Genomic DNA, 22,586 nt, shown 5'->3' with positions numbered 1-22,586 from the left:
TCAGGCCTTCGTGCAGGAGACGATGCGGGCGTGCGGCCGGCTGAGGTAGGCCTGCCAGTGCTCCGCGCCGTAGCGCTGCACGCCCTCCTCGGACGGGGCCATGTCGCTCCACTCGGGCGCGGTGAACCCGGCCCCGCGCAGGGCGCGGGCGTAGGTCTCCTCCCGCCAGTGGTAGGCCTCCACGCTGAACCCGGAGTCCCCGGCGGAGACGGTCAGCACGAGCGGGGCGCCGTCGCCGCGCCCGTTCCGGCTGCGCAGCCCCAGGCCGTAGGGGCTGTACCAGCCGGGCTCGTCGCTGAAGTCCTCGTTGGCCACGAGCGTGACCAGCCGCCCGGAGGGGGTGAGCGCGTCGGCCAGCCCCCGGCACATCTCGGCGAGATGGCCGAACGTGGCGGCGTAGGGCAGCACGTAGGCGCCGAACACCAGGTCGAAGGTGCCCAGGCCGGCGGTGTCGGAGGCGTCGCGCAGGACGTACTCCGCGCCGATCGGGTCGCGCCGCTCCTGTTCGCGGGCGTGGTCGACCATCCCGGCCGACCGGTCGAGGCCGACGACCCGGCGGGCGCCCCGCCGCTTGAGCAGCCGGGTGTACAGGCCGCTGCCGCATCCCACGTCGAGCACGGAGAGCCCGGTGACGTCCCCGATCACCGGGAGCACGCCCGGCATCTCCAGGTACTGCACGAAGGGCAGCTCCTGCGTCTGGTCGTACTCCTGCCCGAGGGTCGCGAACTGGTCGGTCATCGCCTCTCCTCCGCCTCCGCCCGCGGGGCCGGCGGCCCCGCGCGGTGTTCCGGCGCCGACGCTCGCAGCGCCCGGACGCGTCGTCAACGGCGGCCCGCGGGTAGGGGAGGCGCCCGGAGCGGCAGGGGGCGGCTAGGGGGCCCAGGCGGGGGGCGGCGCGAACGAGGACGGCCCTGACCGGCCCCCGGCGCGGGGGCCACCCCCGCGGACACCCCGCGCCGGGAACGCGGTCCGATGGTGATCCTCGCCCGTGAAGTTAAGAGGCGCATGAGAACGGCGGACGAGAGGAAGGGCCGCCCGGGTTCGGGGCGTCCTCGGTGAGAGTTCCCTGAGAGAACCCCCGCGGTGCGTGTCGCCGCAGGTCCGGGGCGAGTAGCTTCGGTGGGGTGAGTGCAGGAGCAGGCCCCGCGGACGGGGCGCGGGTACTGGTGGTCGAGGACGAGCCCGCGGTGCGGGACGCCGTCGCCGACGCCCTGGAGATCGAGGGCTACCGGGTGCGGCGGGCCACCGACGGCGCCACCGGACTGGAGGCGGTGCGCGCGTGGCCCCCGGACGCGATCGTGCTGGACGTGCTCATGCCGTTCATGGACGGCATCACCATGTGCACCCGGCTGCGCGGGCGCGGCGACCGCACCCCGGTGCTGGTGCTGACCGCCCGCGACGCGGTCAGCGACCGGGTGGAGGGGCTGGACGCGGGCGCCGACGACTACCTGGTCAAGCCCTTCGACCTGGACGAGCTGCTGGCCCGGCTGCGGGCGCTGCTGCGCCGCGCCCGCCCGGAGGGCGGACAGCGCCTGGGCTACGGCGACCTGACCGCCGACCCCGGCGGGGGCCGCGCCCGGCGCGGGGACCGGTCCATCGAGCTCACCCGCACCGAGTTCGCCCTGCTGGAGGTGCTGCTGCGCAACGCGGGCCGCGTGGTGCCGCGACCGGTGATCGCCGACCGGGTGTGGGGCTACGACTTCGGGCCGGGCTCCAACTCCCTCGACGTCTACATCGGCTACCTGCGGCGCAAGCTGGAGGCCGGGGGCGAGCCGCGCCTCGTGCACACCGTGCGGGGCGTGGGCTACGTGCTGGAGGACCGGGCCGGCGACGCGGACGGCGCCGGGCCCGCCGATGGCTGAGCGGGGGTTCTGGCGCCGGTGGCCGCTGCGGGTGCGGCTGGCCGCCGTCACGGCGGGCGCCATGGCCGCGGCGGTCGTCGCCGGCACCGCGGTGGCCTACGCGATCATCGGCCACCAGCTCCACGCGTCGCTCGACCTGAGCCTCAAGCGCGAGGCGGTCCGGGTCCAGCGGCAGGTCGACGACGCCGAGTGGCTGGGGTCGGGCGAATGCGTCTACCTGACCGCCCCCAGCTGCGTGCAGCTCATCGGAGCCGACGGCACGGTGGAGCCGCCGCAGTCCGACGACACCCCGTGGGTGCCCCGGCGCGCCTTCGACGTGGCGCGCGGGGAGTCCGGGCCGTTCTCCACCGAGTCGGGGATCGGCGACATCCCGGTGCGGGGCTATGTGGCGCCGCTCGGCGAGGGGCGGGCCGTGCAGGTGTCGGTGCGGGCCGACGGCGTCGAGCGCTCGGTGCACGAGGCCGGTGTCCGGCTCGCGGCGGCCGGGGCCGCCGGGGTCGTGCTGGCGGCGGTGCTGGGGTACGCGGTGGCGCGCACGGGGCTGCGCCCGGTGGGGCGGCTGACCCGCGCCGCGGAGACCATCGCCGCCACCCGCGACCCCCGGCACCGGATCGACCTGGCGGGTGGCGACGAGCTGGCGCGGCTGGCGGGGAGCTTCAACACCATGCTCGCCGAACTGGAGGCCTCGGCGGCGGCCCAGCGGCGCCTGGTCGCCGACGCCTCGCACGAGCTGCGCACCCCGCTGACGGGGCTGCGCACCACCGTCGACCTGCTGGCCCGGGACCTGCCGCCGGACCGCCGCGACCAGGCCGTGCGAACGCTGCGGGCGCAGGCGGCGGAGATGACGGGACTGGTCAACGACCTGATCGAACTGGCGCGCGGTGAGCGGGTGGACCGCGCGCCGGAGGCGGTGCGCCTGGACGAGGTGGTGCTGCACTGCGTGCGCGCGCAGCGCCGGGACCGGCCCCGGGCGCGGTTCACCACCGACCTGGAGCCGGTCCTGGTGGAGGCGGTGCCCGACCGCATCACCCGGGCGGTGGCGAACCTGCTGGACAACGCGGCGAAGTTCGCCCCGGAGGGGGAACCGGTGGAGGTCCGCATCCGGGGCGCCGGCGGGGCGGAGCTCACCGTGCGCGACCACGGACCGGGCATCCCGGAGGAGGACCTGCCCTACGTGTTCGACCGCTTCTACCGGGCCCCGTCGGCCCGCAGCCTTCCGGGGTCGGGGCTCGGCCTGGCCATCGTCGCCCAGGTGGCCGAGGCCTCGGGCGCGACGGCGACGGCCGAACGCCCCGAGGGCGGCGGAACCCTGATGCGCCTCACCTTCCCGGAGGCGACACGGCCGGAGGAGGGGGCCGGCCCGCCGACGGAGACCGGTCCGGACACCGCCCCCGCCGCCGACGAATGACCCGCCCGGCCCCGTCGTCATCGCCGTGAACAGCGACCAGTCGCGCCGTGGAAGCCGCTCAAGGTGCGGCGTCCGCCGCCGCGTCCGCCGCCGCGTCCGTCGGCCGTCCGTTGAGCAGGTGGACGACCCCCGCCGGGTTCCTGATCCAGTGGGCCTGCGCATCGGTGTCCTCGAAAGGTTCGACCTCGTCGCAGGTCGGGGTGCCCGCGCCGGCCAGGTGGGCCGCGGCGGCGGGGACGTCGCTCGTCCGCAGTTCGAGCCACAGGTCCGATCGGCTGTAGGCGTCCACACGGTCCAGCCACAGTGTGACCGGGCCGAACTCCACCGAACACGTCCGCGCCACGGACGGCGCCCCTGTCGCAGGGTGGTCGGTGACGGGAAGCCCGAGCGTGTCCCGGTAGAACCGCACGGTGTCCTCGTAGTCGGCTTTGGGGATCTTCATCGCGATGTTGACCCCGCCCGCGAAACGCACGTTGCTCTGGTCGCTCATAGGGCGACGTTAGACGTGGGCGCCGACGGTCCACGGTGAGCCGGTCAGCGAGGGCCTCCGGGCGGCTGGAGCGGAGCGGTCGCGGCCGTGGCGCGTCGCCGTTCCCGGGTGGGACGCGGTCCCTCAGCCCAGGACGATGGCTCCGGCCAGGACCGGGACTCCGAAGGTGACCGGGCCCGTGCCGGTCGCGTCGGCCTTGCCGCCCTGGCAGCTCGTCCCCTTGTAGAGGGCGAAGCGCGTCGTCCGCTCGGTCTCCACCGACACCACGCCGCCCTGTTCGGCGTCGAGCCGGCGGCAGCCGCCGCCCTCCACCTGCTGGCGGTGGCCGGACTCGAACACCACCACCGCGCTGCCCGGTCCGCCCCGCGTTCCGGCCTTCGCGCCGGCGATGGTGGCGGACATGGTGGCGAGGTTCGCGGAGCGGATCGGCACGGCGCATCCTTCGAGGGTCCGAGGGCGGGATCGGGGTCGGGGTCGGTGGTCACTTGCCGTAATTATCGGTCGCAGTGCGTGATTCGCCGGTAGTGGTTCCTGGTGTGTCGTCCGATTCCCCGGAGCGTCGGGAACTTCGCGCGCCCGATTCGCGTCGGAAGGGCGTAACGTCGGAAGGAAACGTGACCCCCGGCGGCGCTGAGAGGAGGGAGCGCGGGCATGGCCTTCATCTACGCCCTGTTCACCGCGCTCCTCCTCGGTCCCGCCGGAGCCGCCTTCGACGTCCCCGGCCTCTCGGGCGGATCGGCCCCCGAGCTCGGAGCGTTCGCGCTGCTGGCCGTCGTCGCCGTCGGTACGGCCCTGGTCTGCGCCGTCGTGCGCGCCCCGGCCGCCTGGGCCCTGAGCGACCGCGGCGAGGCGCACCGCGGCTCCATGCGGCGCCGCTCGGCCGCCGCACCCGTCCCCCCGCAGCGCGACCCCGACGCCGCGGGCAAGCCCCGACCGCGGGCTCCCGGCGCGGCCCCCGCGGCCGCCTGACCGCCGCCCCGTGCGGCGGCCGCGCGGCCGTGTCCGGCGTCCACCTGCCGACCCGCCGCCGAGGGGTTACCCATGTACACGTTCGGACCGATCGCCGCCGCCATCGCGGCGGCCGCCACCGCGGTCTCCGCCATCTCCGCCCTGCTCGCCCCGCTGCTCGGGGCCGCCGCGGCCGCCGCCGCGATCATCATCCTGACCGTCCTCGTCCGCCTGGCGCTGCTGCCGCTCGCCCGCGCCCAGGTCCGCGCCGAGAAGCAGCGGGCCCGCCTGGCCCCGCGCATCCGCGAGCTGCAGCGCAAGCACGGCAAGAACCCGCAGCGCCTGGTCGAGGAGCAGCAGCGGCTCTACGCCGAGGAGGGCACCTCGCCGCTGGCCGGCTGCCTGCCCATGCTCGCCCAGACGCCGGTCTTCCTCGTCCTCTACGGCCTCTTCATCAGCCCGGAGGTGAGCGGCGAGCCCAACCACCTGCTGGAGCGGACGCTGGGCCCGGTTCCGCTGGGCTCCACCCTCGGTGACGCCCTCGCCGCCGGCCCCGCCTCGGTCGCGGTCTTCGCGGTGCTGATCGCCGCGGTCGCCGCGGCCGCGTGGGCGTCCCGCACCTGGCTGACCGCGCCCGCCCTCCAGCAGCAGGGCCAGCACGGCCAGCACGGCCAGCACGGCCAGCACGGCCAGCACGGCGGGGACGGCGCCCCGGCGCTCCCCGGCATGGGGCTGATGACCTACCTGCCGTTCATGACGGTCGCCGTGGCCGGCTTCGTCCCGCTCGCCGCCGGCCTCTACCTCCTGACCAGCACGGCGTGGACGGTGGGCGAGAGGGTCCTGCTCAGGCGCCTGGTCGACGCCTGACCCCGGTGCCGTGGGCGGGGGCGCCGGAGGAGCCCTACATCTCCACGTCCACGCAGGCGAGCCGGTCCCCGGCCTTGCCGGCTTCGCCCTGGCCGGTCCTGGTGTGCTCGGCGTGGACGACCAGCGACTTCATCTCGCCGGAGCGCGGCGTCCAGTCCACGTCGGCCTCGGAGTCGGCGTTGCCGTCGGAGTCGGTGGTGACGTCGAGCCACACCTCGTTGTCGTCGTTGGCGTACTCCGGGTCGGTCGACGGCTGCTCGGGGTCCTCCTGGTCCTGGTAGTGCGGGCCGGAGTCGTCGGGCTGCTCGCCGCAGGCGCCGGTGTGCATGTGGGCGCCGTACTCGCGGTCGGGGGTCAGCCCGGTGAGGCGGAGGGAGAAGCCGGTCCCCCGGTCCTCTTCCGGGGCGACGGTGAGCTCGACGCCGGCCCCGGGCGGGACCGCCTCCTCGTCGTAGGTCACGGCCCTCGCCCCCTCGGAGTAGGGCTCGAACTCGGCCGAGACCTCGGCCGAGGGCCCTCCGGTCGTGTCGGTGCCGCTCTGTTCGGCGCCGGGGGAGGGGGAGGAGGTGTCCCCCTCGCCTCCGCCCCCGTACCCGCCGCCTCCGTCGGCGTCGCCGCCACCGCCGCCGCACCCTGCCGCCAGCAGCGGGACCAGTGCCAGTCCGGCGATCGTTCGGGTCAGATCCACGTCGTCCACCCCCGGGAGAGTTCAAGCCGAATCGCTCTGTCGCTGAAAGTAGCTACCCGGATGCGGCGAGCGACACGCGGGCGGTCCCGTGCGGGGCGGCGGACGTGCCGCCTAGCCGGAAGCCGCCGCAGTGCGGGCCGACGGGGCGGGGAACGGGTGCCGGAAGGTGAAGGCCTCGGGGGTGGGGCCGTCCGCCGTCAGCCGGGCCAGCCGCTCACCGCCCTCGGCCAGTGTCGGCAGCACGCCGGCGGGGACCCACCACAGCACGAGGCCGGGCCGCCCCAGCGGGGTGAACCACTCGCGCCGCCGGCGCATGTAGTCCAGGTGGCCGTCGTCCCGGTAGGTGAAGGCGCGCAGCGATTCCAGGTCCTGCCATACCGAGAGGTTGACGATCACGTCCGGGCCGAACGGCCGGCTGGCGGTGGCGTCGTCGGTGTCCTCGTCGGTGTAGCGCCAGACGAAGCCGGGGGAGGCGTCGGCGAGGGCGTTGATCGGGGCGAGGCCGGCGACGAAGTCCGCCAGCAGGGGGGAGTCGATCGGGGCCTTGAGGGCGGCGATGTTCAGCTGGGCGAGGTGGTGGGAGGTCATGACGGACAGCAGAGCACGCCCCGATTTCTAAGTCAAGAATTATTGTTTTTAGAGATGGCGACGCAGCACCCTCCCTCCGACGGGGCCATCCGGGCGCTGAACCCGCCCCACTCCTCGACCATCCCCCGCACCAGTTCCAGGTTCATCCCGCAGGTCAGCGGAGGAAATTCGGCGGCGAGCGAGCGGAAGGGGCAGTTGCGGAACCGGACCTGGCCGTCCCCGGGCGCCGTGGTCGGCTCGTACCCGCAGGCCGCGATCGCCCCGGCCAGCTCGTCGAGCGTCCGGGGAGCCCCGCCGCCGTTCCCGCCCGCCGCCGCGCGCCGGCGGCCCTCCCCTCGTGCGGCCGCGTACAGCGCCTCCTCGGCCCCCGCGCGCTCGACCGCTTCGGCCAGCAGCCGCGCCGCCGCCTCGTACTCGCGCGGCGGGAGGTGCAGGCTGACCTCCCGGTCGGCGCGGCGGTACACCTTCGCCGGGCGCCCCGCCCCCGGCCCCTGACGCCCGGAGAGCCGCCGCCGCTCCACCTCCAGCAGGCCGGCGCCGGCCAGCCGGTCCAGGTGGAAGGCGGCCAGGGTGCGGGTCAGGTCCAGGGCCTCGGCGGCCTCGGCCCGGCCGGCCTCGCCCCGCTCGCACACGAACCGGTACAGGCGGCGGCGCACCGGGTCGGCCAGCGCCCCCGCCGCGCCGATCGCCTGGTCGCCGGATGCATCATCGGCCGTCTGTCGCGCGCGGCCGTCCGCGGAGTCCTCGGTCACCCCTCCATTGTGCGGCGCACCGCGTCGTCGGCCAGGGCGCGGCCCGCCTCCCCGTAGAGGTGGTGCACCTCGTCGGCGCCGCGCGCGTAGAGCTCGTCGATCTCCTCGGCGTGGGTGACCACCCCCGCCACCACCGGACGGTGGCCGTCGGCGCCCAGGCTCTCCAGCGCGGCGAGGTTGCCCCGCTGGTGGGGCATGGCCAGCACGACGAGGTCGACCTCGTCGGACAGGGTGAGCCGGTCCCAGAAGTCGGAGTCGGTGGCGTCGCCCTCCACGACCCGGTAGCCCGCCGCGCGCAGCCGCTCCACGGTGGCCGGGTCGTGCTCGATACCGACCGCGGCGATCCCGTACGCCTCGTGCAGCCGGTCGTAGGCGCCCCGCCCGACCCGGCCCATTCCCAGCACGACGGCCCGCGCCCCGTCCAGGTCGATGGGCCGGTCGCTCGGCAGCAGGTCCGCGCGCTCCCGCCGGCGCAGCCACGGCGCGACGGCGCGGTAGACCTCCTCCCCGCGCGTGTTCAGCGGGGCCGAGGCCAGGAAGCTCAGCGCCACGGCCAGCGCCAGCGCCACCAGCCAGTCGTCGCTCAGCCACCCCTGCTCCCCCGCCAGCGCGCCCACGATCAGCCCGAACTCCGAGTAGGTGGCCAGCGCGATCCCCGTCAGCAGGGCGGTGCGCCCGCGCAGCCGGAAGCGCAGGAACAGCGCGGCGAACAGCGCCCCCTTGACCGGTACCAGGAGCAGCAGGGCGATCGCCAGGAGCACCGTCTCCCAGGTCGGCATCCCGGTCAGGCCGATGCTCAGGAAGAACCCGACCAGGAACAGCTCCTTCAGCGAGAACAGCGTCTTGGCCAGCGGCGGGGCGTTGGCGGCGGGGGCCAGCAGGACGCCGAGGGCCAGCGCGCCGAGGTCGCCCTTGACGCCCACCAGGTCGAACAGGGCGTAGCCGAGCACGAGCGCGGCCGCCACCCCGAACAGCACCTGCATCTCGCCGTGGCCGATCCGGTCCAGCAGCCGCCGCAGCAGCGGGGCCGCGGGCACCAGCAGCGGCAGCAGCAGCGCCCACGGGGAGGGCAGGCCGCCGCCGGAGGCGGTGAGGAAGACGACCGCGAAGACGTCCTGCATGACCAGCACGCTGATGGCCAGGCGACCGTACAGCGACCCCATCTCGCTGCGCCCCTCCAGTACCTTGACCGCGAACACGGTGCTGGAGAAGGACAGGGCGAACCCGAGCACCAGCAGCCCGGTCCAGTCCGTGCCCTGGAGCAGGGACAGGCCGGTCAGCTTGATCGCTCCGAGGGCGAGCGCGCCCAGCGGCGCCGAGAGCGCCATGTGGGCGGTCGCCGAGCCCCACACCTCGGCCCTGAGCAGGCTGCGCACGTCGAGCTTGAGGCCGATGGTGAACAGCAGCAGCGTCACGCCCAGGTCGGCGACGGCGTCCAGCTCCGGGGTGAGCGTGTAGCCCATCCCGTTGAGCACGAACCCGGCGATGAGGAACCCCGCGAGCGGAGGCAGCCGCACCGCCGTGGCGGCGAGCCCGCCGGCGAATGCGGCGGCGATGAATGCGGGTTCCATGGTCCCCCTCGCTTCCGGGCGTTGCGCGTCCCGGTCGGCGCGCCGGGGGCCTGCGGTCCGGCGGTCCGGCCGATGCCGCGCGGTCTGCGGACGGGCGTCACGAGTGTTAAGAAATCGTATGGAGTCGCATCCGCCGCGTACACAGGCGGGTCCCCCGTGTACCATCCGCCGACCGAAAAGCGCGGCCGCCGGCGCCCGGTGTCCCCTCCGCGGACGCGTACGATCGGTGCCGCCTATGAGAACGATCAGCCGCGGTGGCGAGCACGAACTCGACATCAAGAAGTCCCGGTTCATCTGCGCGATGGCGCGCGTCGGCTCGGAGGACGAGGCGCGCGCCTTCATCGCCGAGCGGCGCAAGGCCCACTGGAGCGCCAACCACAACTGCAGCGCCTACGTCCTCGGCGACGACGGCGGAGTGCAGCGCTCCAGCGACGACGGCGAGCCCTCCGGCACCGCCGGGGTGCCCATGCTGGAGGTGCTGCGCCACCGCGGCGTGACCGACACGGTCGCCGTGGTCACCCGCTACTTCGGCGGCGTCAAGCTCGGGGCGGGCGGGCTGATCCGCGCCTACGGCGGCGCCGTCTCCGCCGCGCTCGACGCGTTCGGGCTGCTGGAGCGCCGCACCCTGCTCGTCGTCGCGGTGGTGGCCGACTACCTGCAGGCCGGGCGGCTGGAGAGCGAGCTGCGCTCCTCCGCCTACACCGTTCGGGAGGTGGAGTACGGGGCCGACGTGCGCATCGACGTCGCCCTGAGCGAGGACGAACTGGAGGGCTTCCGCGCCTGGCTGGCCGAGGCCACGGCGGGCCAGGCCGTCTGTGAGGTGCAGGGCAGCACCGTGGTCGAGGTGCCCCCGGAGCCCGGCGAAGGGTGAGCCCGGCAAAGGGGCGTATCCGGCCGGCGCCCGGCGTTCTAGGATGCGCCTACGGAACGTCGTCCAAGGGAGTGGGCAATGTGCACCACGCGGCGGGCCCAGGGCGCCGTGCTCCTCGCGGGAGTCGTGGCCCTCGCGAGTGCCGCGTGCACGCCTGAGGGGCCGGAGCCGCCCGACCCCTCGCCCAGCCCGCTGCCCACCGCCTTCGGCGGTGAACGGCCGCCCGGGGTCGAGGGGGATCCGGTGCGCCACCTGCACGGGTCCGGTTCCGACGGTCCCGACATCCTCGACGACGACATGGGCGTGCGCATCCAGGGCGTCGGCGGCTCCTTCCTCATCAGCTCCAACAGCGAGGAGCGCCACCTGCTCCAGCGCGCTTCGGACGGCGAGACCCTCTGGCGGGGCGGAGAACGGGTGGCCGGCTTCACCCGCGCGCCCGACGGCGGACCCGCGCTGCGCCTCGCCGGCGCCGAGGGCGACGGCGCGAGCGTGATCGACGACGAGGGCGCGACCGTCTGGGAGGGCGGTGGCCGCGACGTCTACGTGCCCGGCTTCTCGGTGCGCCGCCCTGAGGGGTGGACGCCCGAGGAGCCGTACGGGGAGTTCACGGTGACCGGCCCCGAGGGGGACGGCCCCCGATGGGAGTACGCGTTCGAGGCGCCCCCGGGGGAGCAGGAGGAGGGCGCCGGTCCGCCGGACTCCGACGTCGGACGGCTCGGTGTGCCCGTCGGTGCCGACGACGGGGTCCTGCTCCTCGACGACGGCGCGGGGCTGCTCCAGGCCCGCGACCCCGGCGACCCCGACGAGCCGCTGTGGAGCACCGCCGGGGACGCCTCCGGACTCCTCGGCGACGGTGCCGTCCCGCGCCCGGTCCCGCAGATCATCGGCCACTACCGCCTCCCCGAGCCGGACGGCCTGGACGACCCGGACGCCTCTGAAGACGCTGAGGGCACCGAGGACACCGAGGACACCGAGGACACCGAGGGCACCGAGGGCGGAACCGAGGACGGCGACGGAGACGGGGCCGCCCCTTCGGCCCCTGAGGACACGGAGGGCGCGGACGCTGAGGAGGGCGCCGAGGAGGACACCGTCCCCGCCGTGCTCGTGCGCTGGATGCGCCCTGAGGAGCCCTCCCTGCTGTCCATGCACGACCTGCACACGGGCGAGGTCGCCTGGACCCTCTCCGAGCCCGGCACCAACCCCGCCGATCCCGGCTTCTCCCCGGACCCGGTCGCCGGGACCGTCCACGACTCCGAGACCGGAACCCTCCTGCTTCCCCAGGCCGGAGGTGCGACGCCGGTGATGGCCGTGGACACCGCCACGGGGGAGCGGCTCTGGGAGTTCGAGGGCGAGGAGGAGCGGGCGCTCGCCCCGGCGTTCGCCGCGCAGGGGTTCGTCTACGGTGACGCGCGCGGCGCCGACGACACCGACAGCGCGCAGGTCGTCCTGGAGGCGCGCACCAAGGACGCCGTCGCCGAGGGCATGGACGCCTATGTCGAGGCCGTCAGCGCAGACGGGTACGCGGTGGTCGTGTACGACCGCCAGCGCTTCGTCTTCCCACCCTCCGGCGGGGGCTGACCGCCTGGGCCGGAGCGCGCCCCGCCCGGCCCCCGGATACCGGGGGCGAAGACTGAACGTGCCGCCATCGGGCACGTGGTCTCCGACACTTTCTGCGCACCCCGCTCGGTTCCTCGCAGAACCCCGTTCTATAGCATCTCGGAGTATGGACATGCCGGACAGTCAGACGGGCGGCGACCCGGTCCCGGGCTCCGCGTTCCCCCGCGCTTCCCGCGAGCAGTGGCGGTCGCTCGTGGCCGGGGTGCTGAAGAAGAGCGGTGTCGAGGTGGGCCCCGACGCCTCGGAGCCCGAGGCCCTGCTGGCTTCGGCGACCTATGACGGCATCACCCTCAGCCCGCTCTACACCCCCGAGGACGGCCTCGACTCCGGCTTCCCCGGCCTCTCCCCCTTCACCCGCGGCGGGCGCCCCGACGGCGCGGCGGCCGCCTCCGGGTGGCAGGTCCGCCAGCTGCACGCCGACCCCGACCCCGCGCGCACCCGCCGCGCCGTGCTGGCCGACCTGGAGAACGGGGTCGGCGCACTGTGGCTGCGGGTCGGCGAGGGCGGGCTGCCCCCCTCCGGCCTGCGCGAGGCGCTGACCGACGTGTACCTGGACATGGCCCCGGTCCACCTGGAGCCCGGCGCCGACCACCGCGCCGCCGCCGACGCGCTGCTCCAGGTCTGGGCCGACTCCGGCGCCCCCGGCGGCTCGGCCGTCGGCGGCCTGGGCATCGACCCGCTCGCCGCCCGGATGCGCGGGCAGGACGCCGACCCGGCCGACGCGGCCGCAACCGCCCGGGACCTCGCCGCCCGCCACCCCCGCCTGCTGCTGATGGCCGCCGACGCCACCCCCGTCCACGACGCGGGCGGCTCGGAGGCCCAGGAGCTGGGCACCGCCATGGCGGTCGGCGCCACCTACCTGCGCCTGCTCACCGAGGCCGGCCTCGGCCTGGCCGAGGCGGCCGCCCGCATCGAGTTCCGCCTGGCGGCCTCGGCCGACCAGTTCCTGACCATCGCCAAGCTGCGCGCCGCCCGCGCCATGTGGGCGCGGGTCTGCGAGGCGTGCGGGCTGGGCGAGGAGCACCGGTCGATGCGGCTGCACACGGTGACCTCGGACGCGATGATGACCCGCCGCGACCCGTACGTGAACATGCTCCGCACCACCCTGGCCTGCTTCGGCGCCGGGGTCGGCGGGGCCGACGCGGTCACCGTGCGCCCCTTCGACTCCGCGCTGGGCCTGCCCGACGGCTTCGCCCGGCGCATCGCCCGCAACACCCAGACGCTGCTGGTGGAGGAGGCGCACCTGGCGCAGGTCATCGACCCGGCCGGGGGCGCCTTCTTCGTGGAGCGGCTCACCGCCGACCTGTACGCCCAGGGGTGGGCGTTCTTCCAGGAGCTGGAGGCCGCCGGCGGCCTGCCCCGGGCGCTCGACTCCGGCCTGCTGCGCGACCGGGTCGACGAGGTGTGGGAGCGCCGCCGGGACGCCGTCGCGCACCGCACCGACCCGGTGACCGGGGTCAGCGAGTTCCCGCTGCTCTCCGAGGAGCTGCTGGAGCGCACGCCGGCCCCGGCCCTGTACACCGGGCAGGACTCCCCCTCCCTCCTGCCGGCCCGCCGCTACGCCCAGGACTTCGAGGAGCTGCGCGAGCGCTCGGACGCCCACCGCGACGCCACCGGCGCCCGCCCCGCCGTCTTCCTGGCCACCCTGGGACCGGTCGCCGCGCACACCGCGCGCGCCTCCTTCGCGGCCAACCTGCTGCAGGCCGGGGGGATCGAGGCGCTGGGCGGCGGCACCGCCGGCGGGCCGGCCGAGGCCGCCGAGGCGTTCGCCGCCGCCGGGGCCGAGGTGGCCTGCCTGTGCTCCAGCGACGCGGTCTACGACGAGCACGCCGCCGAGGCGGTGCGCGCCCTGCGCGGCGCGGGCGCGCGCAGCGTGCTGCTGGCGGGAAAGCCGCTCGACGAGTACCGGGCGGCCGGCGCGGACGGCTTCCTGTACACCGGGGCCGACGCCCTGGACCTGCTCAAGGGACTGCACGAGACGCTGGGGGTGGGCCGATGACCACGGGTGCGGGCGGGGGCCGGGAGGCGGTCCCCGACTTCAGCACGGTTCCACCGGGCGCGGTGGGGCCGCCGCCCGGGGCGGGCGGCGCCGCCGGGGCGGAGGCCTGGCGGGCGGCGCTGGCCGAGGCCACCGGCAAGGACCCGGACGCGTTCGTGTGGGAGACCCCCGAGGGCATCGGGGTGCGGCCGCTGTACACCGCCGCCGACACCGAGGGGCTGGACTTCGTGTCCGGCTACCCGGGCATCGCCCCCTACCTCCGGGGCCCCTACCCGACCATGTACGTCAACCAGCCCTGGACGGTGCGCCAGTACGCGGGCTTCTCCACCGCCGAGGAGTCCAACGCCTTCTACCGGCGCAACCTGGCGGCGGGGCAGAAGGGCCTGTCGGTCGCCTTCGACCTGGCCACCCACCGCGGCTACGACTCCGACCACCCGCGGGTCTCCGGGGACGTGGGCATGGCCGGGGTGGCGATCGACTCCATCTACGACATGCGGCAGCTCTTCGACGGCATCCCGCTGGACCGGATGAGCGTGTCGATGACCATGAACGGCGCGGTGCTGCCGGTGATGGCGCTGTACATCGTCGCCGCCGAGGAGCAGGGGGTGGCGCCCGAGAAGCTGGCGGGGACCATCCAGAACGACATCCTCAAAGAGTTCATGGTCCGCAACACCTACATCTACCCGCCGGCGCCGTCGATGCGGATCATCTCCGACATCTTCGCCTACACCTCGAACCGGATGCCCCGGTTCAACTCCATCTCCATCTCCGGCTACCACATGCAGGAGGCGGGGGCCACCGCCGACCTGGAGCTGGCCTACACCCTGGCCGACGGCGTGGAGTACATCCGCGCCGGGCAGGGCGCCGGGCTGGACGTGGACGCGTTCGCGCCCCGGCTGTCCTTCTTCTGGGCCATCGGCATGAACTTCTTCATGGAGGTGGCCAAGCTGCGCGCCGCGCGGCTGCTCTGGGCCGACCTGGTGCACGGCTTCGGCGCGCAGAACCCCAAGTCGCTGTCGCTGCGCACCCACTCCCAGACCTCGGGCTGGTCGCTGACGGCCCAGGACGTGTTCAACAACGTGGTGCGCACCTGCGTGGAGGCGATGGCCGCCACCCAGGGGCACACCCAGTCGCTGCACACCAACGCCCTGGACGAGGCGCTGGCGCTGCCCACCGACTTCTCGGCGCGCATCGCCCGCAACACTCAGCTGGTGCTGCAGCAGGAGTCGGGCACCACCCGCAGCATCGACCCCTGGGGCGGCAGCCACTACGTCGAGCGCCTCACCGCCGAGCTGGCCCAGCGCGCCCGCGCGCACCTCCGGGAGGTGGAGGAGGCCGGGGGCATGGCCGCCGCCATCGACGCGGGGATCCCCAAGATGCGCATCGAGGAGGCGGCCGCCCGCACCCAGGCGCGCATCGACTCGGGCCGCCAGCCCGTCATCGGGGTGAACAAGTACCGGCCGGACACCCCCGACGAGATCGAAGTGCTCAGGGTCGACAACAGCCGGGTGCGGGCCGAGCAGCTGGAGAAGCTGCGGCGGCTGCGCGAGGAGCGGGACGAGGAGGCGACCCGGGCCGCCCTGGAGCGGCTGACCGACGCCGCCGCGAAGGAGCCCGGCGCCGGGACCCTGGAGAACAACCTGCTGGCGGCGGCGGTGGACGCGGCGCGGGCCAAGGCGACCGTGGGGGAGATCTCCGACGCCATGGAACGGGTGTTCGGGCGGCACTCCGGGCAGATCCGCACCATCCAGGGCGTGTACCGACAGGAGGCGTCGTCGGCGAAGGGGGCCGCTGAGGCGATGGATTCCGTCGCGGACAAGGTGGAGCGGTTCGAGGAGCAGGAGGGGCGCCGTCCCCGCATCCTGGTCGCCAAGATGGGCCAGGACGGCCACGACCGCGGGCAGAAGGTGATCGCCACCGCCTTCGCCGACCTGGGCTTCGACGTGGACGTGGGCCCGCTGTTCCAGACCCCCGGGGAGGTGGCGGTCCAGGCGGCCGAGTCCGACGTGCACGTGATCGGGGTGTCGTCGCTGGCGGCGGGGCACCTGACGCTGGTCCCGGCGCTGCGCGAGGCCCTGGCCGGGCAGGGGCGCGAGGACATCATGGTCGTGGTCGGCGGGGTGATCCCCCCGGCCGACCACGACGCGCTGGTCGAGGCCGGCGCCGCCGCGGTCTTCGGCCCCGGAACGGTGATCGCCGAGGCGGCGGCGGGCCTGATCGACCGGCTCTCCGCCGAGCTGGGGCACGCGTGAGCGGGCGGCGCTTCGACGTGGACGCCCTGGCCGAAGGGGTGCTGGCGGGCCACCGCCCCACCCTGGCCCGGGCGGTCACCCTGGTCGAGTCGCGCCGCCCCGACCACGCCGAGCGCGCCCAGGAGCTGCTGGTGCGGCTGCTCCCGCACAGCGGCAAGGCGCACCGGGTGGGCATCACCGGGGTGCCCGGGGTGGGCAAGTCGACCTTCATCGACGCGCTCGGCACCGCGCTGACCGGCCGCGGCCACCGGGTGGCCGTGCTGGCGGTGGACCCCTCCTCCACCCGCAGCGGCGGCAGCATCCTCGGTGACAAGACCCGCATGGCGCGGCTGGCGGTGGACCCCGACGCCTTCGTCCGCCCCTCGCCCACCGCCGGCACGCTGGGCGGGGTGGCCCGCGCCACCCGGGAGACCATGGTGCTCATGGAGGCCGCCGGGTTCGACGTGGTGCTGGTGGAGACCGTGGGCGTGGGCCAGTCGGAGGTGGCGGTGGCCGGGATGGTCGACTGCTTCTGCTTCTTGACCCTGGCCCGCACCGGCGACCAGCTGCAGGGCATCAAGAAGGGCGTGCTGGAGCTGGTCGACGTGGTCGCGGTGAACAAGGCCGACGGCCCGCACGCCGACGACGCCCGCACGGCCGCCCGCGAGCTGGGGCGGGCGCTGCGGATGCTGCGCCCGGTGCACGAGGTGTGGCGCCCCCGGGTGCTCACCTGCAGCGGCCTGACCGGGGAGGGCCTGGACGAGGTGTGGGGGGCGGTGCAGGACCAGCGCCGCGCCCTGGAGGAGTCGGGGGAGTTCGCCGAGCAGCGCAGCCGCCAGCAGGTGGCGTGGATGTGGGCGCAGGTGCGCGAGCGGCTGATGGACCGCCTGGAGCGCGATCCGCGGGTCGCCTCCGAGGTGCCCGGCCTGGAGGAGGCGGTGCGCACCGGGGAGCGGACCGCGACGCAGGCCGCCGACCGCATCCTGGAGGGGTTCCTGCGCGGCGTCGGGGGCGCCCCGGACGCCGGAGGATGACGCAGGCCACAGCGCACACGGGGTTCACCGCGCCGTGTGCGGACGAAAATATCTTCCGAATCGGCATTCCCGTCACGCCGATCGGCTAATACCGTGGGTGGTCAGGGATGCGCGCGCGACCGGCGAGGGGAGCCGGGCGCCCGGCCGGTGCGCCGGGGCGGGCGGCCGCGGCCGAGCCGCGGTCGGGCGGCATGGGGACCCCTCACCATCAGTGGGGCTGGGAGGAGTGAACGTGCACAGGCTTGGGCTCGGCACCCGGGTCGAGAACCACACCGTGATCGTCACGGTGGAGGGCGACCTCGACATCGCGACGGCCGGGGATCTCCAGGGGCATGTCATGGAGGCCGTGGGCGAGCACGGTCCGTGGCTGATCCTGGACCTGAGCGCGTTGGAGTTCATGGACTCCAGCGGGCTCAACGCCGTCATCCACATCTACCGCGCGGTCAAGGAGCGGGGCGGCAGCCTCGCGCTCGCCGCGCCCAACGACCGCGTCACCAAGGTGGTCCGGCTGGTCGGACTGCACCGGCAGGTCCCGGTGCACCGCACCGTGCCGGTGGCGGTCAGCGCCATGAAGGCGCTGGAGGCCAAGCAGGCCGGCTGACCCCCCGAACGAGGCTCTCCCCGTGGACCTCTCCTGGAACCACAACGCGCACTACCACGGCCTGCTGCTGAGCCGTGTGCCGCGGCCGTGCACCCGCGCCCTGGACGTGGGCTGCGGCGACGGCCGGTTCGCGCGGCGGCTGGCGGCGGTGGCCGCACAGGTGGACGCGATCGACCCCGACCCCCGCATGGTCGACGCGGCCCGCGCCCGCACCCCCGAGCGGATGGACGTGCGCTTCACCAAGGCGGCGCTGGGCGAGATCGACCTGGAGCCCGGCGCCTACGGCTTCGTGTCCGCCATCGCCAGCCTGCACCACCTGCCCGCCGCCGAGTTCGGCGACGCGCTGCGCCGTCTGGAGGCGGCGCTGGCGCCCGGCGGGGTGCTCGCCGTGCTGGGGCTGTACCGCGAGGAGACCGCGGACGACCGGGCCGCCTCGGCCGCCGCCCTGCTGCCGCAATGGACGATGGGCGCGTCGCTGGCCGCCGGCCGCGCGCTGACCGGGGTGCCGGACCCGGCCGAGCCGGGGATGCCGGTGGCCGAACCGGAGATGGGATTGCGCCGCATCGCCGCCGAGGCCGGCCGCGTGCTGCCCGGGGTCCGGGTGCGGCGGCTGCTGTTCTGGCGGTACTCGCTCTTCTACACGCGGCCCTGACCCGCCGCCGGCGCCCGGCCGTGCCCCCGCCGCGCCTCGGCCGTCCCACCCGTGCCGCGAGGTAGTGTCGCCGCATGCCCACACCCGACTTCATCCTGGCGCTGCGCAAGCACGTCGGCCACGAGAAGCTGTTCCTCACCGGCGTGACGGGGGTCGTCATCGGCGACGGCGCCACCGGGCCGCGGGACCGGGTGCTGCTGCACCGCCGGGCCGACGACGGGGGGTGGTCGCCGCCGGGCGGCATCCTGGAGCCGGGCGAGCAGCCGGCGGCCGCGCTGGTCCGCGAGGTCGAGGAGGAGACCGGCGTGCGGGTGGTCCCCGAACGCGTGGCCGGCGTGGTCACCGGTGAGCCGTTCACCTACGCCAACGGGGACGTGGTGCAGTTCATCGACATCTCCTTCCGGTGCCGCCCGGTCGGCGGCGCGGCCCGGGTCGACGGCGACGAGTCCCTGGCCGTGGACTGGTTCCCGGTCGACGCCCTGCCGCCCATGCCCGACCGCGTCCTGGACCGCATCCACCGCGCCCATGAGGACGGCGAGGCCTGGTTCGTGTCGGCCGGGTAGGCGGCGACGGGGCCCCGCGCCCGTGGACTCACACCGGGACGACCGCCACCCGCTCTCCGCAGAGCCGCCTCATGTCATCGGGATCAGAGGCGAGAAGGGCGACGGGACCCGGCTGGCGCAGCGCGACCTCTGCGACGGTGGCATCGATCGCGTGTTTGTGGCCGTGGACGCCTGCCTCCTTGAGGAGGCGCGCGGCCGACACCGCCGCCTGCTCGGTCACCGGCTCGATCTTGAGTTGGGACAGGATCCAGTGCATGCGCGCCAGGTTCGTCCGTGCGTGGCTGACTTCGATGATGGTGTTGGCGCCGATCACCAGCGCGCTCTTCGCCGAGCTGAACCTCTGCAACATCGCTACGACCTTGCGGTCGTTCTCCAGCCAGGCCGAGAGCCCCTGGGAGTCCAGTACGACGGTCGCCGGGTTCGTGGTCATGCGGCCCTGTTTCCCGACTCGCCTGTGTCCTGTCGGAACGCGGAATCGATACGCTCCTGAGCTTCGGCCAGCTCCTCCTCAGTGAACTCACCGAACTCCTCTTGATGGAGCCGCAGTTCCTCTTCAAGGCGATGATGTCGGATCTGTTGAGCGATGGCCTCTGCCGCATAGGCCGAGACGTTGTCGGTCAACTCCTTCAGCGCTTCGACCTGCTCCTTCGGGACCGTCACGGTGATGCGTGTGGTGTCGGCCATGCTCTCATCATACTCAAGTAAGCGGCTCGTGTCCGGAGAACGGCGGATCGCCGGTCGAGCGGCCGCCACCCGGCCGCGCATGACCGCCCAGTGCAGGACCGCGCCGAGTGCGGCGCCCAGGATCCAGGCGAAGCCGGAGAGGAACTCCAGGGCGGGCAGCCACACCGCCGCGATCGAGAAGACCGACGCGGCCGCGAACACCGCCATGGCGCGCAGGTTCCACCCGCGCGTGTAGTGGTAGGGGCCGTCCGGTGCGGAGGAGTACAGGGCCTGCACGTCCAGGCGCTGCCGGCGCAGCAGGTAGTAGTCGGCGACGATGATCCCGAACAGCGGCGCCAGCACCGCCCCCAGCGTGTCCACGAACGCCGCGATGCCGATGCCCTCGATGAACGCCACCCACAGGCCGCCGACCACGAAGCCCACCGCCGCGGTGACCAGGCCGCCGGTGAAGGCGGTGATGCGCGAAGGCGCCAGGTTGGCCAGCGCGTACACCGGCGGGATGAAGTTGGCGACCAGGTTGATCCCCACCGTCGCGACGAAGAAGGTCAGCGCCGCCACCACGGTGAGCGCGGTGTTGTCCACCTGCTCGACGATGTCGGAGGGGTTGGTCAGGGCCTCGCCGTACAGCACCCCGGTGCCGGCGGTGATCATCAGCGCCAGGAAGGAGAACACGGCCAGGCTCACCGGCAGCCCCAGCAGGTTGCCGAGCTTCATGGGCCGCTCCGAACGGACGAAGCGGGCGAAGTCGCCGTAGTTGACGACCACCGCCGCGAAGTAGGCCACCATCGTGCCCACGACCGCGAAGAAGGCGCTCACGCCGCCGGCCTGCTCGGAGCCGCCCTGCGAGCCGGAGAAGACGGTGCCGATCTCGGCGAGCAGTCCGCCTCCGGCACGCCACCAGATCACCGCCATCAGGGCGATCATCACCGCGTAGACCGCCGGGCCCGCCCAGTTCAGGAACGTGCCGATCCACCGCATGCCGCCCACGAACAGGGCGAGCTGGAACACCGCCACGATGGCGTAGGACAGCCACCCCACCGCCGACATCCCCAGGAACGTCGCGTCCGGGCCGGGCCCGAACAGCGCGGTGATCATCAGCGCCACCGCCGTCGAGGCGAAGTAGGTCTGCGCGCCGTACCAGAACACCGCGGTGACCGCCCGCAGCATCGTCGGGAACTGGGTGCCGTAGACCCCCAGGGAGGCGCGGGCCACCACCGCGTAGGGGATGCCGTGCCGGACGCTGGGGCGGCCGACCAGGTTGCACAGCACCATGATGATGACGCCGGCGAGCATGATGCCCGCGAACACGGCCCACCCGTTCAGGCCGTAGGAGACGAAGAGGGTGGCGGCGAGCGTGTAGCCGAACAGGCTCTGGATGTCGTTCGACCACACGTTGAAGATCTCGAAGGTGCCCCAGGTGCGCTTCTTCTGCGGGAGCGGGGCGATGTCGTCGTTGTACAGCGCCGGGTCGGCGCCCGGGACGGACGCGGGCGCGGCGGCCGCCTGGTCGGTGGCGGGGGCCGGCGCCGCTGTCGTGGGGTCGGTCATGGCGGGTCCTCGGAATCGGCGGGTGGGGATGCGGCGGAGCGCCTCAGATGTCGGAGCGGGCCCGGTCCTGGGGGAGGTCGGCGACGGACGGGCGGGAGAAGGCGTCGGTCGCCGGGTCGTAGACCCAGCTCGCCCCGACGCTGGTGGCCAGGTAGTCGTCCGGGCGCTCGGCGCCGATCTCGGCCTGCGGGTGGCGCGGCAGGATCCACGCCTTCATCAGCACGAGGTAGGCGGCGAAGGCGACCGGGAAGCCGATGACGTAGGCGTAGTCGGGCTGCCAGAGCGCGATCGCTGAGGCGGAGGACCAGGCGATCAGCGCCGCCGGGTTGAACCCGCGGGCGTACCGGTACTGCCCGTCGGGGCGGTACAGGTCGGGCACGTTCACCCGGCGGCGGCGCAGCACGTAGTAGTCGGCGATCATGATCCCGGCGATGGCCGCGATGAACCCGCCGTAGTAGCTCAGGAAGGTGAACAGGTTGTCCAGCAGCAGCCAGGGCATCACCGCGGTGCCGACGGCGCCCGCCAGCACCACGCCCATCCGGTAGGACAGCCGGGGCGCGGCCGCGTTGACGAAGTTCAGCGCCGCCGGGACCACGTTGGCGGCGGTGTTGGTGGACCACTGGGCGAGCAGCACCATCACCAGGAGCACCCCGAGCACGGCCCCCGTGCTCTGCTCGCGGATGACGTCGATGGGGTTCCAGTTCCCGGTGACGATGAAGGAGACCGCGCCGATGAAGGCGATCCAGGTCTGCATCGCCGGCAGCACCGCGAACTGGGCCACGATGACGTTGCGGTTGCGCCGGAGGAAGCCGCGGTGCCCGGACGGGGCGGCCACGAACCGGGTGATGTTGGGGATGTCCACCGCCAGCGGCGCCCACACCACCATGTTCACCAGGAACAGGGCGAGCAGGGTGGTGTCGCCGTCGCCGGCGAAGGTCCAGATGTTGCGCCCCTCCAGCTCGGCGACGCCGTCCAGGGTGAGGTACATCCACAGCGAGATGGCCAGGATGCACGGGGCCGCCAGGGAGGCCAGGCGCTCCACGGCCTTGATGCCCAGCGCCACGTTGACCACCTGCACGGCCAGGAACACCGCGTACCACACCGGCCAGGAGCTGAACCCGGTCCAGTACTCGACCAGCCCGTTGACCGCCAGGGCGCCCAGGTAGGTCTGGATGCCGAACCAGCACGCGGCGACCAGGCCGCGGGAGACCGACGGGAAGTGGGTGCCGACGGTGCCGAAGGGGGCGCGCAGGTAGACGGCGAAGGAGAGCCCGTGCTCGGTGCCGATGTCGGCGGTGAGCGTCATGACCACCGCCAGCGCCAGGGTGGCGGTGAAGACCACCGCCATCACCTGTGCGAGCGGGACGCCGCCCTCCACGCCGTTGGCGCCGTACTGGAAGGTCACGATGACCACCGCCAGCCCGACCCAGATCCAGGCGAACCCCCACACCGAGATGGGGCGCTGGGTCAGCCAGGTGGGCAGGATGGACTCTTCGAGCAGGTGGTTGACGGGGCGGTGGCCGCCGCGTGCCGGGGCGCCGCGGGCGCGGCTGCCAGGGGCCGGCGCTTCCATGGGGGATCCTCGCAATCTCCGGGCGGGCCGGGGCTCTGT

22 protein-coding genes are annotated in these 22,586 nt (G+C 74.3%); 12 read left to right on the top strand and 10 right to left on the bottom strand.

The annotated features are described in order from the left end of the window. Window positions 1-738, bottom strand: coding sequence for a class I SAM-dependent methyltransferase (locus tag C892_RS28575; RefSeq protein ID WP_017556273.1), 738 nt, complete (start codon window positions 736-738; stop codon window positions 1-3). Window positions 739-1,124: 386 nt separating this feature from the next. On the opposite strand from C892_RS28575, the gene C892_RS0104665 reads away from it, so the two are divergent. Together C892_RS0104665 and C892_RS0104660 are read left to right on the top strand one after the other, a co-directional pair. After that, window positions 1,125-1,862 carry a response regulator transcription factor gene (locus C892_RS0104665; protein WP_051060470.1) on the top strand — a complete coding sequence of 246 codons (738 nt, stop codon included), beginning with the start codon at window positions 1,125-1,127 and terminating at the stop codon, window positions 1,860-1,862. Beyond that, complete coding sequence (locus C892_RS0104660) at window positions 1,855-3,270, top strand: HAMP domain-containing sensor histidine kinase (protein ID WP_017556271.1); 1,416 nt, start codon at window positions 1,855-1,857, stop codon at window positions 3,268-3,270. Before C892_RS0104665 ends, C892_RS0104660 begins: the two co-directional genes overlap by 8 nt. Window positions 3,271-3,328: 58 nt before the next feature. Here C892_RS0104660 and C892_RS0104655 read toward each other — a convergent pair whose 3' ends face one another. Both C892_RS0104655 and C892_RS0104650 read right to left on the bottom strand, forming a co-directional pair. Beyond that, a complete protein-coding gene (locus tag C892_RS0104655) occupies window positions 3,329-3,760 on the bottom strand; it encodes a VOC family protein (RefSeq protein WP_017556270.1) in 432 nt (143 codons plus the stop codon). A gap of 123 nt (window positions 3,761-3,883) precedes the next feature. Next, window positions 3,884-4,192, bottom strand: a complete 309-nt coding sequence (locus C892_RS0104650; protein ID WP_017541318.1) for a hypothetical protein — start codon at window positions 4,190-4,192, stop codon at window positions 3,884-3,886. Window positions 4,193-4,411: 219 nt separating this feature from the next. On the opposite strand from C892_RS0104650, the gene C892_RS0104645 reads away from it, so the two are divergent. Then, on the top strand, window positions 4,412-4,729 hold the full coding sequence (locus C892_RS0104645) for a DUF6412 domain-containing protein (protein WP_017556269.1): 318 nt from the start codon (window positions 4,412-4,414) through the stop codon (window positions 4,727-4,729). Window positions 4,730-4,801: 72 nt separating this feature from the next. Then, window positions 4,802-5,575 (top strand): YidC/Oxa1 family membrane protein insertase, encoded by a 774-nt coding sequence (locus tag C892_RS0104640; protein WP_017556268.1) that lies wholly within the window; start codon window positions 4,802-4,804, stop codon window positions 5,573-5,575. A gap of 34 nt (window positions 5,576-5,609) precedes the next feature. Here the strand turns inward: C892_RS0104640 and C892_RS0104635 are convergent, their stop codons facing one another. From C892_RS0104635 to C892_RS0104620, 4 genes are all read right to left on the bottom strand, one after another. Next, window positions 5,610-6,272, bottom strand: coding sequence for a superoxide dismutase family protein (locus C892_RS0104635; RefSeq protein ID WP_017556267.1), 663 nt, complete (start codon window positions 6,270-6,272; stop codon window positions 5,610-5,612). Window positions 6,273-6,374: 102 nt separating this feature from the next. Then, entirely contained in the window at window positions 6,375-6,851 is a 477-nt protein-coding gene (locus C892_RS0104630) for a DUF3291 domain-containing protein (RefSeq protein ID WP_017556266.1), read from the bottom strand. Window positions 6,852-6,883: 32 nt separating this feature from the next. Then, window positions 6,884-7,603 carry a helix-turn-helix transcriptional regulator gene (locus C892_RS0104625; protein ID WP_017556265.1) on the bottom strand — a complete coding sequence of 240 codons (720 nt, stop codon included), beginning with the start codon at window positions 7,601-7,603 and terminating at the stop codon, window positions 6,884-6,886. Further along, on the bottom strand, window positions 7,600-9,174 hold the full coding sequence (locus tag C892_RS0104620; protein WP_017541324.1) for a cation:proton antiporter family protein: 1,575 nt from the start codon (window positions 9,172-9,174) through the stop codon (window positions 7,600-7,602). Before C892_RS0104620 ends, C892_RS0104625 begins: the two co-directional genes overlap by 4 nt. Window positions 9,175-9,409: 235 nt before the next feature. Between C892_RS0104620 and C892_RS0104615 the strand changes: the two genes are divergently transcribed. From C892_RS0104615 to C892_RS0104580, 8 genes are all read left to right on the top strand, one after another. Then, window positions 9,410-10,045 carry a YigZ family protein gene (locus tag C892_RS0104615; RefSeq protein WP_017541325.1) on the top strand — a complete coding sequence of 212 codons (636 nt, stop codon included), beginning with the start codon at window positions 9,410-9,412 and terminating at the stop codon, window positions 10,043-10,045. A 78-nt stretch (window positions 10,046-10,123) separates the two neighbouring features. Beyond that, window positions 10,124-11,623, top strand: coding sequence for a hypothetical protein (locus C892_RS0104610; protein ID WP_017556264.1), 1,500 nt, complete (start codon window positions 10,124-10,126; stop codon window positions 11,621-11,623). Window positions 11,624-11,768: 145 nt separating this feature from the next. Beyond that, window positions 11,769-13,661, top strand: coding sequence for a methylmalonyl-CoA mutase family protein (locus tag C892_RS0104605; RefSeq protein ID WP_017556263.1), 1,893 nt, complete (start codon window positions 11,769-11,771; stop codon window positions 13,659-13,661). After that, on the top strand, window positions 13,658-15,913 hold the full coding sequence (gene scpA, locus C892_RS0104600; RefSeq protein ID WP_017556262.1) for a methylmalonyl-CoA mutase: 2,256 nt from the start codon (window positions 13,658-13,660) through the stop codon (window positions 15,911-15,913). The genes C892_RS0104605 and scpA overlap by 4 nt, the downstream gene beginning before the upstream one ends. After that, window positions 15,910-16,926, top strand: a complete 1,017-nt coding sequence (meaB, locus tag C892_RS0104595; RefSeq protein ID WP_017556261.1) for a methylmalonyl Co-A mutase-associated GTPase MeaB — start codon at window positions 15,910-15,912, stop codon at window positions 16,924-16,926. Before scpA ends, meaB begins: the two co-directional genes overlap by 4 nt. 232 nt (window positions 16,927-17,158) lie before the next feature. Beyond that, entirely contained in the window at window positions 17,159-17,527 is a 369-nt protein-coding gene (locus tag C892_RS0104590) for an STAS domain-containing protein (RefSeq protein ID WP_017541330.1), read from the top strand. A 22-nt stretch (window positions 17,528-17,549) separates the two neighbouring features. After that, window positions 17,550-18,179: a class I SAM-dependent methyltransferase gene (locus C892_RS0104585; RefSeq protein ID WP_017541331.1), complete on the top strand. Its 630-nt coding sequence runs from the start codon at window positions 17,550-17,552 to the stop codon at window positions 18,177-18,179. A 74-nt stretch (window positions 18,180-18,253) separates the two neighbouring features. Continuing rightward, a complete protein-coding gene (locus tag C892_RS0104580) occupies window positions 18,254-18,742 on the top strand; it encodes an NUDIX hydrolase (RefSeq protein ID WP_017556260.1) in 489 nt (162 codons plus the stop codon). Between the two features lie 28 nt (window positions 18,743-18,770). Here C892_RS0104580 and C892_RS0104575 read toward each other — a convergent pair whose 3' ends face one another. Genes C892_RS0104575 through C892_RS0104565 form a run of 3 tightly spaced genes read right to left on the bottom strand, consistent with a single transcriptional unit; the run spans window position 18,771 to window position 22,547 of the window. After that, window positions 18,771-19,172 carry a PIN domain-containing protein gene (locus C892_RS0104575; protein WP_017556259.1) on the bottom strand — a complete coding sequence of 134 codons (402 nt, stop codon included), beginning with the start codon at window positions 19,170-19,172 and terminating at the stop codon, window positions 18,771-18,773. Beyond that, on the bottom strand, window positions 19,169-20,974 hold the full coding sequence (locus tag C892_RS0104570) for a cytosine permease (protein WP_017556258.1): 1,806 nt from the start codon (window positions 20,972-20,974) through the stop codon (window positions 19,169-19,171). The genes C892_RS0104575 and C892_RS0104570 overlap by 4 nt, the downstream gene beginning before the upstream one ends. A gap of 43 nt (window positions 20,975-21,017) precedes the next feature. Beyond that, a complete protein-coding gene (locus C892_RS0104565) occupies window positions 21,018-22,547 on the bottom strand; it encodes an NCS1 family transporter (RefSeq protein ID WP_017556257.1) in 1,530 nt (509 codons plus the stop codon). Between the last annotated feature and the right edge of the window lie 39 nt (window positions 22,548-22,586).

It is taken from the genome of Nocardiopsis baichengensis YIM 90130 (genome assembly GCF_000341205.1).
GTDB lineage: Bacteria > Actinomycetota > Actinomycetes > Streptosporangiales > Streptosporangiaceae > Nocardiopsis_A > Nocardiopsis_A halophila.
The sequence above is the reverse complement of the archived record's forward strand: the minus strand, read 5'-3'. Positions and strand labels throughout refer to the sequence as shown.